At 60.8% G+C, this 13129-nt stretch carries 11 protein-coding genes and 1 riboswitch; of the genes, 5 read left to right on the top strand and 6 right to left on the bottom strand.

What is annotated here, in order from left to right; translation table 11 throughout:
* The first annotated feature begins 143 nt into the window (after positions 1-143).
* Both hutX and hutZ read left to right on the top strand, forming a co-directional pair.
* Positions 144-656: a heme utilization cystosolic carrier protein HutX gene (gene hutX, locus BN1139_RS06335; RefSeq protein WP_005362516.1), complete on the top strand. Its 513-nt coding sequence runs from the start codon at positions 144-146 to the stop codon at positions 654-656.
* Positions 653-1210, top strand: coding sequence for a heme utilization protein HutZ (hutZ, locus tag BN1139_RS06340; protein ID WP_005335257.1), 558 nt, complete (start codon positions 653-655; stop codon positions 1208-1210). Before hutX ends, hutZ begins: the two co-directional genes overlap by 4 nt.
* Positions 1211-1297: 87 nt before the next feature.
* Here hutZ and BN1139_RS06345 read toward each other — a convergent pair whose 3' ends face one another.
* The 3 genes from BN1139_RS06345 to BN1139_RS06355 are packed head-to-tail and all read right to left on the bottom strand — an operon-like array spanning position 1298 to position 3270.
* Positions 1298-1681 (bottom strand): hypothetical protein, encoded by a 384-nt coding sequence (locus BN1139_RS06345; RefSeq protein ID WP_005335256.1) that lies wholly within the window; start codon positions 1679-1681, stop codon positions 1298-1300.
* A 37-nt stretch (positions 1682-1718) separates the two neighbouring features.
* Positions 1719-2273, bottom strand: a complete 555-nt coding sequence (locus BN1139_RS06350) for a cysteine hydrolase family protein (protein ID WP_005348211.1) — start codon at positions 2271-2273, stop codon at positions 1719-1721.
* A 25-nt stretch (positions 2274-2298) separates the two neighbouring features.
* On the bottom strand, positions 2299-3270 hold the full coding sequence (locus tag BN1139_RS06355) for a ChaN family lipoprotein (protein WP_005354205.1): 972 nt from the start codon (positions 3268-3270) through the stop codon (positions 2299-2301).
* 193 nt (positions 3271-3463) lie between these two features.
* Between BN1139_RS06355 and BN1139_RS06360 the strand changes: the two genes are divergently transcribed.
* Together BN1139_RS06360 and BN1139_RS06365 are read left to right on the top strand one after the other, a co-directional pair.
* The gene (locus BN1139_RS06360; protein ID WP_005354204.1) at positions 3464-5569 is read left to right on the top strand and encodes a TonB-dependent hemoglobin/transferrin/lactoferrin family receptor; all 2106 of its coding nucleotides are present in this window, start codon (positions 3464-3466) and stop codon (positions 5567-5569) included.
* Positions 5570-5858: 289 nt separating this feature from the next.
* Complete coding sequence (locus tag BN1139_RS06365) at positions 5859-7013, top strand: 3-phenylpropionate MFS transporter (protein ID WP_005354203.1); 1155 nt, start codon at positions 5859-5861, stop codon at positions 7011-7013.
* 77 nt (positions 7014-7090) lie between these two features.
* On the opposite strand, the gene BN1139_RS06370 is transcribed toward BN1139_RS06365, so the two are convergent.
* The 3 genes from BN1139_RS06370 to BN1139_RS06380 are packed head-to-tail and all read right to left on the bottom strand — an operon-like array spanning position 7091 to position 9081.
* Positions 7091-8308, bottom strand: a complete 1218-nt coding sequence (locus BN1139_RS06370) for a hypothetical protein (protein WP_005354202.1) — start codon at positions 8306-8308, stop codon at positions 7091-7093.
* A 7-nt stretch (positions 8309-8315) separates the two neighbouring features.
* On the bottom strand, positions 8316-8525 hold the full coding sequence (locus tag BN1139_RS06375; RefSeq protein WP_005348179.1) for a helix-turn-helix domain-containing protein: 210 nt from the start codon (positions 8523-8525) through the stop codon (positions 8316-8318).
* 7 nt (positions 8526-8532) lie between these two features.
* The gene (locus BN1139_RS06380; protein ID WP_005354200.1) at positions 8533-9081 is read right to left on the bottom strand and encodes a DUF2975 domain-containing protein; all 549 of its coding nucleotides are present in this window, start codon (positions 9079-9081) and stop codon (positions 8533-8535) included.
* A 215-nt stretch (positions 9082-9296) separates the two neighbouring features.
* Between BN1139_RS06380 and BN1139_RS06385 the strand changes: the two genes are divergently transcribed.
* Positions 9297-12752: a hybrid sensor histidine kinase/response regulator gene (locus tag BN1139_RS06385; protein WP_005354199.1), complete on the top strand. Its 3456-nt coding sequence runs from the start codon at positions 9297-9299 to the stop codon at positions 12750-12752.
* A gap of 234 nt (positions 12753-12986) precedes the next feature.
* Positions 12987-13074, top strand: a riboswitch (cyclic di-GMP riboswitch).
* The last annotated feature ends 55 nt before the right edge of the window (positions 13075-13129 follow it).

Below are 13129 nucleotides of genomic sequence, written 5' to 3' on the forward strand. Positions count from 1 at the left end.
GGGTGTGCCGCCGAGAATATCAAGGCTTTGGAAAAAATGCACTGATAATGATAGCAATTATCAATTGCATTGGTTTCGGTGCTTTATTAGAGTAGCCGCCATGATAAACAGCGGGACAACATGGTCCCGCAGAGGGAGAAAACATGAGCATTGCACAACGCATTCACGCGCTGCTGGAGCAGGATCCCGGCGCTCATCCGTCCACCCTGGCGGCCCAGCTTGCCATCAGCGAATGGGAGGTGGTTCGCCATCTGCCCGCCGAGCTGGTGACCCTGCTGCCCGCCGATCGCGCACAAGGTCTGCTGGAAGATCTGGCCGACTGGGGCCCGGTGACCACCATCGTCGAATCAGAAGGTTCCATCTTCGAGGTAAAAGCTCCCTTCCCGAAAGGCAAGGACGCACGCGGCTACTACAACCTGATGGGCCGCGACGGTGAGCTGCATGGTCACCTCAAGCTCGACAACGTGGCGGGGATTGCGCTGGTCAGCAAGCTGTTCATGGGCAAGGAGGGGCACTCCTTCCAGTTCTTCGGTCACTCCGGCCGCTGCATTTTCAAGGTCTATCTGGGTCGCGACGAGAAACGCCAGCTGCTGGCCGATCAGGTCACCCGTTTCATGGCGTTGCGCCACAACTCTCAAGAGGAAGTCAAAGCATGAGTGAACGTCAGGAGCGTCTGCAGAACCGCCTGCAACCGGAGATCCGCGAGTTTCGCGACAGTTGCCGTACCCTGCAGCTCGCCACCGTCGATGGTGAAGGCAATCCCAACGCCAGCTATGCCCCGTTCGTGCTGCAGGAAGATGGCTACTATGTGCTGATCTCCGAGATCGCTCGCCACGCCCGTAACCTGCAACAGGTGCCGCGAGTATCCCTGATGCTGATCGAGGATGAGAGTGGTGCCCGCGAGCTGTTTGCCCGCAAGCGCCTGACCTTCGATGCGGTGGCTGAAGTGGTGGCCCGTGACGACGCCCGCTGGAGCAAGGCGGTGGCGGCACTGGAAGGTCGTTTTGGCGAGATCATCAAGGGTCTCTCCAACCTCAAGGATTTCAAACTGTTCCGCCTCAAGCCGGAGCAGGGGCTGTTCGTCAAGGGCTTCGGCCAGGCGTTCGCGGTCTCCGGTGACGAGCTGGTGGATTTCGTCCATCTGGTGGAAGGGCACAAGCGCATCGACAACGGTGCCGAGCTCACCAGCCCGGCCGATGCGCCGGTCTGACGATCCCTGTCGACCACGACAGCCGTCATAACAAAACGGGCAGCCACTGGGCTGCCCGTTTTTATTGCATTATCTCATCCGGTCTTTTCAATCCTGCCAGCTGGCCTTGTTGGGAAAGGCGCGACGATCGGCATCGGTTGCCGTTTCGTTGCACTCTCCCCGCACCTTCCAGGAGGTCTGGCTCAGTACGATGTAGCCCTGGCGGCAATACTGCTTGGTCGCCAGGGTCTCGGTCAGCAGGTTCTCCTGCAACGCCTCCCGCTGCTCCAGCAACCGCTGGCTCTGGGCCGCCGAGAGGCCGCGCGGCAAGGTGTCGTTGGGTGCGGCTTCAAAGGTGAACCGCTTGCTCCCCTCCTCGTTGATGTGCGTCAGAAACAGGGGTTCCGGCCCGTCATACTTCTGGCCGGGCAAGCTGGAGCAGGCCGACAGCAGGGGAACAATCAACAACAGGGTGGCAGACAACAGGCGCACGACAGACTCCAGTGAGAAACGAGGCGAGGCTCGCAGATTAGCACGGCTGCAGGGCGGGTGTTACTGCCAGCAGCTCGTCGGTGGTGAGCAGGGTCACACTGCGCCCCTCCGGCAGGCTGAGGTGGCGCCACATCCAGTGATGGTGCTCGGTGATCTGGGCCGCGCTCAGGTGGGGGCGATCGGCGGTGGTGTGACCATCGCTCAATACCAGCACCTCGTACCCATGGGAGGCGGCACTGCGCACCGTGGTATCGACGCAAAAATCGGTGGCGCAGCCACAGAGGATCAGTCGATCGACCGGCTGCTCGGCCAGCAGGAAGGCGAGCTCGGTGTCGAGAAAGCTGTCACAGGCCGTTTTGCGCACCCGGCTCTCTCCCTTGGCCGGTTGCAGCGCACTGTGCAACTGCCAACCCGGGGTGCCTGGTTCCAATTCGGTACCGGGGGGCGAGTCATGCTGGATATAGATGACCCGTCCCTGTTGCTGCCTGACATGGGCCGCAGCCCGATTGATATTGGCCAGCACCTGCTCCTGGCGGTAACGGGGCTCGTTGAACAAGCCTTGCTGCACATCGATGATCAGTAACACATCCATATTTTACCCGCCGTTTCCTGGAAGATTAGGGTTGCAGCCACTGGCTGCAGTCACGACTGCGGGATTGATGCAGCGCGCCCATATCTTGCTTCATCTCGTCACTGTTTTGCCAGCGCTTAGGCAGCGGCATGATGGTTACCTGCACATCGGCTGCGGGATCTGCAACAGAGGTCTCATCTGTACGGGGCACGACCAGCGCTACCTTGAGGGCAGGATTGCGGCTGGCGATGCGACTGGCGAGCCCAAGCCCCCCCTCGACGTGGAAATTGCCGGCGATATGCATGATCTGCTGGCCCGGGTGCTTGGCGAGATAATCCACCATGCTCTCGGCCATGGTGTCATCCCAACTGGTCTGGGCGGCGAAGCGGCGGGCGTTGCTGTCGGCATCGCCGTGGTGCATGGAGGCCATAAATTTCTGGCGATAGGGATCATCCCCCAGCGTCAGCTGGCGGGCCAGCTGGCTGCGACGTGTGGCGGGCAGTTTGTCGAGCCACTCAGCCCCCTCCTGACCGACACAGCTCACCAGCGGCTTGGGGGCGTTGGCGGCGATCACCGGCATCTGGTGCGCTTTGGCAAACTCCACCAGCGGGCGATAGTCGCTCGGATAGTTGGGCCAGGCGTTGCCTTCGCGGATCAAGGCCGCTTCACCAATCTGGTTCGCCAGATAGGCATCCAGCGTCTTCTGATCGGCGCGGCTGAACTGCTCCATGGAGAGGACCAATGGCCGACCGTGCTGCTGACCTGCGGTGTAGAGCCCGCTCAGCAGGCTCGATTGCAACAGATGCACGGCGGGATGGCTGTGCAGCTCGCCCACCAGAATGATGTCGGCGTCGGCAATTCGCGCGATTGCCTGCTCCAGCGTCAGGTCTGCATCTCCCTCGCTACTTAGCCGGTAGTCATAGAGCGTCTGCAACTGTGATGACACGGTTGGCTGGGTTGGGGTGGCACAGGCTGCCAGCAGCAGCGGCAGGGCGAGCAGGGGAAGTCGTCTAATCATGGGATCTCACGGCTGATATGCCCGGATGCCGGTGCATCTCGGGGGACTAATAGAGAATAAGGGCAACACAGGGCGACAGTGTAAAACCAATTTGGTTCAAAACAAATGAGAATGATTTCGTTTCTTGTTGATCTTTGTCGAGAGCCGGGTAATATGCGGCCTGTTTGATAACAGTTCTCAATAAGGATTCGCTGTGACCCATCATAACGCACTCTCTCTGGTTGCCCTCGCTGTGGCGGCCGGTCTCTCCTCCCAGGTCTTTGCTGCCACCCAGAAGGCGGATGAAGTCGTGGTCGTCAGCGGCTCACGGATGGAGCAAAAACTGGAAGATGTCTCCGGCCCCATCTCGGTGATCACCGCCAAGCAGATTGAAGAGCAGGTCGTCACCAACGTCGCCGACCTGTTCCGCTACGAACCCGGTGTGACCGTGCTCGGCGGTCAGGGGGATGCGCAGACCTTTATCATCCGCGGCATGGGGGAAAACCGGGTCAAGGTGGTGCGCGACGGTGTGCGCCAGAACGATGCTTACAGCAAGGGCGGTGTTGGCCAGAGCTACTTCGATACCGACATGATCAAGCAGGTAGAAGTGGCCAAGGGGCCGGCGTCTGCCGCCTACGGCTCCGATGCGCTGGGTGGCGTGATTGCCATCACCACCAAGGATGCCAGCGACTTCCTCAAGGGCAAGGATAGTTATCTGGATGTGACCAGCGGTTACGCCTCCAGCAGCCACCAGAAGATGGCGGGCTTTACCGGCGCCTTACGCACTGGTGAAGTGGAGAACCTGCTGCGCTACACCTGGCGCGATGGCGGTGTGACCCAGAATTTCGACTCCACCAAGAACGACTTCGATATCGGTACCCACGCCCTGCTGCTCAAGAGCAAGTGGAACCTCTCCGATGAGCAGTTCCTCAAGCTGACCGTTGACTACCTGACCGATGGCGAGGAGCCGGATGCGGTCAAGCTCAACAAGGTCGGTACCGGTACTGCCCGTGTCTTTGATCAGCCCATCACCGACAAGCAGACCGACAACCTCTCTGTGGTGCTGGATCACGGCATCGCGCTCAATCAAGGCTGGGCCGATCGGATGGATAGCAAGGTCTACTTCGCCCGCACCAAGCAGACGCTGGATCAGTACGCCTCATCCAAGTATCCGGTCAGCCCCGGCAACCCCTATGTGACCAAAAACTCGCTGGATCACAACGTGTTCGATCAGAAGAACATCGGCGCCCAGCTGCAGTTCCACAAGGCGGTCGCCAACCACCGCCTGGCCTGGGGGGCTGAATACGAGCACACCGACAACGAACGTACCCGTTACAAGGGGCCGACGACTCCCGGTGATTTTGTCGGCTACAACGAGCTGAGCTTCCCGGCTACCACCAGCGAGCGCAGTGCCCTGTGGGCCTTTGACGAGATCAAGTTTGGCGAGCGCTGGGTGCTGACCCCGGGTGCCCGTTATGACTACTACCGGATGACCCCGGACAACGATCCGGCCTACACAGGCGACAAGCTGCACAAGTTCTCCGAAGGGGAGTTGTCACCCAAGCTGGGTCTGGTGTTCAAGGCCCACGAGGCGGCCAACCTGTTCGCCCAGTACAGCCACGGTTTCAAGGCCCCCATGTATGACAGTGCCTTCTCTACCCTGAACCATCAGGCGTACGGCTATCGCATCGAGCCCAACCCGAACCTCAATCCGGAGAGCAGCGACGGCATCGATCTTGGCGTGCGTGGCAGCAGCAATGGCTTCAGCTATGAAGTAGCCAGCTTCTACAACAAGTTCGAAGACTTCATCGAGATGGTGGAAGTGGGCAAAGAGGGGCGCACCGCCGTCTACCAGTACCAGAACCTGAGCAAGGCGACCACCAAAGGGGTCGAAGCCAAGGCGGATTACTGGCTCAACGACATCGTCAATGTCTGGGGCAACCTCGCTTACATCGAAGGCAAGGATGGGGATGGCAACTACATCAACAGCCTGAGCCCGCTCAATGGCTCGATCGGTGTGCGTCTGGAACAGTCCCAATGGAACTTCAACACCGCGCTGCGCTTTGCTGACGACATGGACAAAGTCCGTAAAGACAGCAAAGGCAACGATTACGTGAAGAGCGCCGGTTGGGGTGTGGTAGATATGTACGCCCAGTTCAACCCGATGACCGACCTGCAGCTCAACGTTGGGGTCTTCAACCTGTTTGACAAGGAGTACACCAGCTACGAGCGCATCGCCGGTCGTGCCGAGGGCTCCGATAACAGCATGATGACCGAACCGGGCCGCAACCTGAGTGCACGGGTCAAATACGTATTCTAAAGAGCAAACAACAGACGCAGATGATCAAAGGGGCTTCGGCCCCTTTTTTGTCGCCGCCATGTTGTGACGATGGCGCAGAGCAGATGTTTGCCTAAAAAAGAAACCCGCCATGGGCGGGTGGAAGGATTGCAACACTAACCAGGAGGAGGTGTTACCAGGTAGACCCCACCTCTTCGGTAATAGTTCAATTTTATTGAAGTTTTTTCGTTTTCTGCGCAGGGTTTCCATCGGGATCTGCGGGGGCGGATGGGTTATCATTCTGCTCCCGTCATCCGGTTGCAGAGGATCTATGCCCGCGTTTTCCTGGTTAGCGCTCTTTTTCGGCGCCTTCTATTTTGTCTACGGTGCTTACTTGCCGTTCTGGTCGCTCTGGCTGGAGGGGGTGGGCGTCAGCGCCGAGATGATTGGTCTGCTGCTGGGGGCGGGGATGGCGATCCGCTTTGCCGGCAACCTGATGGTGATGGGGCAGATCAAGGGGGCGGGCCATCTGTTGCCGGTTACCCGGTTGCTCTCCCTGCTCAGTTTGCTGGCGTTTCTCGGCTTCTATCTCAGTCATAACCTCTGGTGGCTGGTGGGCTTGACCCTGCTGGCGAACTTTATCTATCCGACTCTGATGCCGGTGGGAGAGGCGCTGGCGACCCGCATGGTGGTGCAGGCGCACCTCGATTACGGCAAGGTGCGGCTGTGCGGCTCTTTTGCCTTTATCGTCGCCTCTACCCTGGTAGGGGCGCTGGTGGGCAACTTCGGTAGTGACTGGATTTTGCACACCATGGTGGCGGGGCTGGTGCTGATGCTGCTGCTCAGCTGGCTGCCGCTCTATCCGGCGCCACAGGATAGTCAGGGCGAGCGCGCCAAGGCGTCCTTGCTGGCAACCCTGCGCAGCGCACCGGTGCGCCGTTTCCTGCTGCTGACAGCGTTGCTGCAGGGGAGCCACGCCGCTTATTACGGTTTCAGCGCCATCTACTGGAAGGCGCAAGGATATAGCGGCACCATCATCGGCTATCTCTGGGCGCTCGGGGTGGTGGCGGAGATCTGTATGTTTGCCGCCGACAAGCGTTTCCTGCAACGCTTTGGCGCCCAGAGTCTCTTTATCGCCGGTGCCATCGGTTGTGTGGTGCGCTGGGTATTGCTGGGTGCCTCGACCGAGTTGTGGGTGCTGGTGCTGGGGCAATTGCTCCACTCGGTGACGTTCGGTATGAGCCATCTGGGGGCGGTGCGCTTTATGACCCGTCAGCTACCGGCCGAGCAGTTGATCCCGACTCAGGCGCTCTATGCGGCCCTTGGCCTCGGCATGACGGTGGCGGCTCTGATGGCACTCTGCGGCGTGCTGTTCGAGCCTCTCGGCGGCGGCATCTTCTTCCTGATGGTGCTGGTGGTCTTGCCGGTGTTCTTCCTGCGGCTGCGTCCCTTTGCGTCGTCTGCGCAGGAGAGTGCTCCAGCCTGATATTTGTCTATTTGAATCATCACCTCACAAAAGGGAGAGCCACGGCTCTCCCTTTTTCGTTGTTGCAGTTTGCGGCGTTACTGCTGCTCGCCAAGATAGAGGCGGCTGAGACGGCGCCAGGTATCCGAGCCGATGGTGCCGGCAAGCAGCTCATTGGAGGCGGCATCAAAGCGTCCATCCGGCAGCCAGCCCAGTTGGGGCAGCAGTTGCGCCAGCGTCACGTCATTGTGTTGCAGCTCCCGCTCCAGCGCTTCCCAGAAGGCGCTCCCCTTGACGTAAAAGAGCGGGTAGTAGGAGCGATCGCCCGCCAGCACCTCGCGAGCTGCCCGATAGAGGCCGCTCTCGCTATGGGGCAGCTGTTTGCCCCGCTCGGCCAGCTCGTTGACCGCCGTGACTTGATGCAGCCGAAAGCGGCGCAGCGCTTTGATGGCAAGGTACTCGGCGAGGCTCTCGTTGACCCAGGTGGGTTGTGGAGCAGAGTGGCGAGCGCTGAGGATATGCACCGCCTCGTGGGCCGAGGTGCGCAGCAGGCGCAAGGGGGCCTGTGGCGTCGGCTTGCCAGCCTCGGTGGGGTAGTTGGCGACAAACACCTGATCCCCAGTTGCGCCGCCAAGGGAGCGGGTTGCCACATCCCGCCCCAGCCACACCAGTTGCCACGGGTGAGTGGGCGGATCCACATCGAGCTGGAAGGCCAGATAGTCGATGATCTCATTCAGTTGCTGCTGTAAGGCCGGCAGATCGAGCTGGTTGGCGGTCTCGTCATGGCTCAGCACCAGCCGCGGATCCGGCTTGGTGACGGGCACTGTGTCCAGACCAAACGGCAGGATCAGCGGCGGTTGGTTGACATCCGGCAGTGGTTGGCAGCTGCCATCCGGCAGACAAACCTTTCCTTGGCGACTCCCCATCTGGCGCACAAAGTTACCCCACTCGGTCAATAGCCACTGATTGGGTGCGAACAAAAGCGACTGTTGGGCCGAGGCATCTGCACCCAGTGCCGGAGCGGGTGTGAGCGTGATTTGCCAGCCAACCTCTTTGCAGGAGAAGGGCTGGTTGAGGGCAACCGGCTGGTTGTCTGCAAGGCAGACCAGCGCGGGGGAAACCGGCGTGGCACTGCCCGGCAACTGACGAGCGGGGAGCAGGGTAAAGGGAGGTTTGCCCTGCATGGTGAGGCGCACTTGCAGCACATTGGCGCTGGCGCCCTGCTCGATAAGGTAGCGGGGGCCGTTCGCGTCATTGCCAGCGCAGGCCCACAGCGGCAGCAGCCACAGGGCAAACAGGGTGATATGACGACTCATAAGAAGGTTAGCGCTCCTGCTCGTAGCCCAGCAGATCGCCGGGCTGGCAATTGAGTTCACGGCAGATGGCCTCCAGGGTGGAGAAGCGCACCGCCTTGGCGTGGCCATTCTTGAGGATCGAGAGGTTGGCCTCGGTGATGTCGATACGCTGGGCCAGCTCGCGGGCGGTCATTTTGCGCTCTGCCAGCAGGGCATCGAGGCGGATGATAATGGGCATACGTTCCTCACACCGTCAGTTGCTGTTCATCGGCCAGCAGTTTGGCCTCGCGCATGACCAGTGCCAGCGCCAATACGATCAGTCCCGCCAGCAGTACCCGGAAATCGGAGGTACTCAGCGCTATGGTACCGAGTACTTCCGGGCCTCTCATGGTGAGCACCGTATCCAGCAAGGGGGCCAGGATCAATTCGACCAGGAAGGTTGTACAGAGCAGCAGTCCGATCTGCCGATAGCGGCGGATCTGCTCGAAGGTGAAGAGCAGACCGGCGCGGTAGCCACGAAACAGCTGGCGCAGTTGCCAGAGCATCATCATAAAGACCAGATCCGGCAACAGCTGCACCAGGGTGCCGAGCAGCCGGGTGGAGAAGTGAAGGGGATAGTCGGCAGGATTGATGCCGGGGCGGCTCAAGATGGTGTTGAGCTTCTCCTGCAGCAAATCGGCGCCACCGAAGGGGGTCCACACCTCCAGCAAGGTGATCAAAGGGGTCGCCAGCAGTGCCAACAGTAGCAGCCATTCGATCAGCATGCTCGAGCGTTCGAGTTTGTTGGAGATCATCTCATTCCTCACTGTGATGGTTTTATCTGAAAGGTAAAGTTTATCGTTTATCAATATTCACATCGGCAATGTTTATTGTTTTGCGATATACAGTCAAGATAAAACTTATTGAAAAACGATAATTTCAATCTGTCCGAAGGGGATGACTTTTGGCTGCTGCCTCTCTAGACTGGCGAGGCTGTATACAAAAACTCAACATGGACAAGGAGTTATCGATGCACCAGGGATGGCTGCTGATCGGATTGTCGCTCACCTATCTGGGGCTGCTGTTTCTGATCGCCTTCGTGGCAGACAAGCACAAACGGCACCGTCTCAAGGGGCAACCGCTGCTCTACAGTCTGTCGCTGGCGGTCTACTGCACCTCCTGGACCTTCTTCGGCACCGTGGGGCAGGCGAGTGAATCCCCCTGGTCACCAGTACCCATCTACCTTGGCCCCATGCTGGTCTTTCTGTTTGGCTGGCGGCTGCTGGCCCGCCTCATTCTGGTGGCCAAGCGCGAGCACATCACCTCCATCGCTGACTTTATCGCCGCCCGTTACGGCAAATCCCAGCGGCTCGCCATGGTGATCTCTCTCATCGCCATCATGGGGATCCTCCCCTATCTGGTGTTGCAACTGAAAGCCATCGTCACCGGGCTGGATCTGCTGATGGTCAACAGCGGCGGCATCAGCCCGACCAGCAATACCAGCGAGTTGGCGCTCGGGGTCACCCTGCTGCTGGCGCTGTTCAGCATCCTGTTCGGCACCCGCCATCTTGATGCCACCGAACATCACAGGGGGATGGTGGTGGCCATCGCCTTCGAGTCGGTGGTCAAATTGCTGGCCTTTATCGCGGTGGGGGGCTTCGCCCTCTGGCTGATCTTGAGCAAACCCGGCGAAGCTCACGAGCAGGTGACCCGCGACTTCTTTGCGCAGGTGGTGGCGGTGAGTCCCGGCAATTTGTTGGAGCTTGCCATCTATACGGTGCTGGCGATGTGCGCCGTCATCTGCCTGCCACGCCAGTTTCATGTGACTGTGGTGGAGAACAATCAGGGGCAGGATCTGCACTGGGCGCGCTGGATATTCCCGCTCTACCTGTTCGTGATGGGACTCTTTATCTGGCCATTGGCGCTGGCGGGCAAGCAGTGGGTGGGGGCGGAGATGGCCTCAGACACCTATGTGATCAGCCTGCCGATGGCCCTCGGTTTTGATGGCATGGCGATGCTGGCGTTTCTCGGCGGCACCTCGGCGGCCACCGGCATGGTGATCGTCTGCACCATCGCGCTGGCGATCATGGTGAGCAACGATCTGGTGTTGCCGGTGCTGCTGCGCCGCTTCTGGCGGCAGGGGCGCGACGAGCGGCTGGTGCGGCTGCTGTTGCAGGTGCGCCGTGGCGCCATCCTGCTGATCTTGCTGGCGGCTTGGGGGCTCTACCTCTGGCTCGGCGATCTCACCAGTCTGTCGCGCATCGGCTATCTCTCCTTTGGCGCGGTGGCCCAGTTTGCGCCGGCCCTGCTGCTCGGCCTCTACTGGCGTCACGGCAATCGCAAGGGGGTCTATCTTGGTCTCTTCCTTGGGGTGAGTCTCTGGTTCGTGACTCTGCTGGTAGAGAGTGGCTTGCTGGCCGGTTCACCGCTGGCCGAGCTGTTGGCGCCGCCGGACTGGCCCGCGTTTCGCGAGCTGAGCCTGGGGGCCTGGTGCATCTTCCTGAGCCTGCTCTTCAACCTGCTCGGCTATGTGGCCGGTTCCCTGTTGTCGCGCCCTGCGGTGAGCGAGCGGCTGCAGGCGGCCAACTTTGTCGGCAAGCCGAGCCGCGATACCGCCGCCCTCTATCAGGCGCGGGTCTCGGTCAAGGAGCTGGAGATGCTGGCGGCCCGTTTCGTCGGTTCAAGCCGGGTCAAGCGCGCCTTTGGTCGCTTCGCCGGTGAGCGGGGTGGCACCCTGGCGCCCCAGATGCAGGCTTCGGCCGAGCTGATTGCCCATACCGAGCGGCTGCTGGCGGGGGTATTTGGCACCTCGTCGGCGCGGCTGGTGCTCGCCTCTGCCCTGCAGGGGCGCAACATGCAGCTCGAGGAGATCGCCACCATAGTCGATGAGGCCTCCGACGTGTTTCGCTTCAACCGCGGCCTGCTGCAGGGGGCGATCGAGCATATCGGGCAGGGGATCTCGGTGGTGGACAGGGAGCTTCGGCTGGTGGCCTGGAACCGCCGCTACATCGAGCTGTTCCACTATCCGCCGGGGCTTATTCAGGCTGGGCGTCCCATCGAGGAGATCATCCGCTACAACGCCCAGCAGGGACTCTGTGGCCCCGGTGATATCGAGGATCACGTGGCGCGGCGGGTTGCCTTTATGAAGCGCGGCAGCGCCCATATCTCGGCGCGGGAGCGCCCGGACGGGCGGGTGATCGAGATGCAGGGCAACCCCATGCCCGCCGGTGGTTTCGTCATGACCTTTACCGACATCACGCCGTTTCGCGATGCGGAGCGGGTGCTGCGCGAAGCGAACGAACATCTGGAGGCACGGGTGGCCGAGCGCACCCGTGAGCTCTCCGAACTCAACCGCCAACTATTGCTGGTGAACCAGCAGGTGGAGCGGGCCAATCAATCCAAGAGCCGTTTTCTGGCAGCGGTCAGCCACGATCTGACCCAGCCTCTCAATGCCGCCAAGCTGTTTACCTCCTCCCTGCTGGAGATGTTGCCCGATGCTGGCGAGCAGGCCCGCATCGCCCGCCATATCGACGATGCGCTGGGGGCGACCGAGGATCTCATCACCGATTTGCTCGATATCTCGCGGCTCGAAGCGGGCAAGTTCAAGGCCAAGAAGCTCGACTTTGCCCTGCGCGATCTGCTCGACAACCTCAAGGCGGAGTTTGGCGTGCTGGCCCAGGCGGGGGGGATCCACTTCTCGGTGGTGGAGAGCAAGCACGCGGTGCATAGCGATGTGCGGCTGCTGCGCCGGGTGCTGCAAAACTTCCTCACCAATGCGTTTCGCTACAACCCGGGCGGCAGGGTGCTGCTTGGTTGCCGCCGGATGGGGGAGAAGATCCGCATCGAGGTGTGGGACAACGGCCCCGGCATCCCGCAGGACAAGCAGGAGGCTATTTTTGACGAGTTCTCCCGCCTCGATCACTCCCGCACCGCCAAGGAGCAGGGGCTGGGTCTGGGGCTTGCCATCGCCCGTGGCATCTCGCTGGTGCTCGGTCATCAGCTCACATTGCAGAGCTGGCCGGGCAAGGGGTCGGTCTTTGCGGTGACCCTCAATCTGGCGACCCGGCCGGTCACGGCCCATCAGCTGGCGGCGCCGGTGGTGCGTGACAGCCAGCTGGAAGGTGTAGCCGTGCTCTGTATCGACAACGAGCGGGACATTCTGACCGCCATGAGCACCCTGCTCGGCCGTTGGGGCTGCGAGGTCCGCTGCGCCGTCGATCTGGCCGAAGCCGAGGCGCTGGTGGCAGACGGGTTTGTGCCGAGACTGGTGCTCTCTGACTACCACCTCGACGATGGCAAGACCGGGTTGGAGGCGCTCGCTGTCCTGCAACGGGTGTGTGGCGACGAGCTGGGAGGCATCATCATCAGCGCTGATCGCAAGAGCGAGCTGCAGGCGCAGATCCGCGAGCAGGGGTATGGCTACATCAGCAAACCGGTCAAACCGCTCAAATTGCGGGCCCTGATGAACAGCCTGCTGCTGCGCTAGCCGCATCCGGAGCGGCAAGCCGTGAACCGGCTCACAAAACCGCGCAATGATCCTCTGGCCCGTGGTCATGGATGAATGCCGAAAACAGCGATTTATTGGCGAAGATCTCTTCATCTTCCAGCGCAATCGCCGCCAGTTACAGTATTGGCTTGCCACTGTCGTTCAACGCCGACAGTGGCAGACCGGATTGGCTCACTCTATAGTCGGGATGCGATTTTTTGCATCGCAAATGAAGTAACCGAAGGGCAAACCGATCGCAAGATCGGGACGCAAAGCTTCCGGTCCAGGGATGAGCCGTACTTGAGATAGCGGGGCCACCACAGGTTGTTGTGCACCTTTGCCAAGAGGCCGCACTGCCGTCTGCGTTACCTGTCAGG

Source organism: Aeromonas veronii bv. veronii (genome assembly GCF_000820225.1).
Classification (GTDB): Bacteria; Pseudomonadota; Gammaproteobacteria; order Enterobacterales; family Aeromonadaceae; genus Aeromonas; species Aeromonas veronii.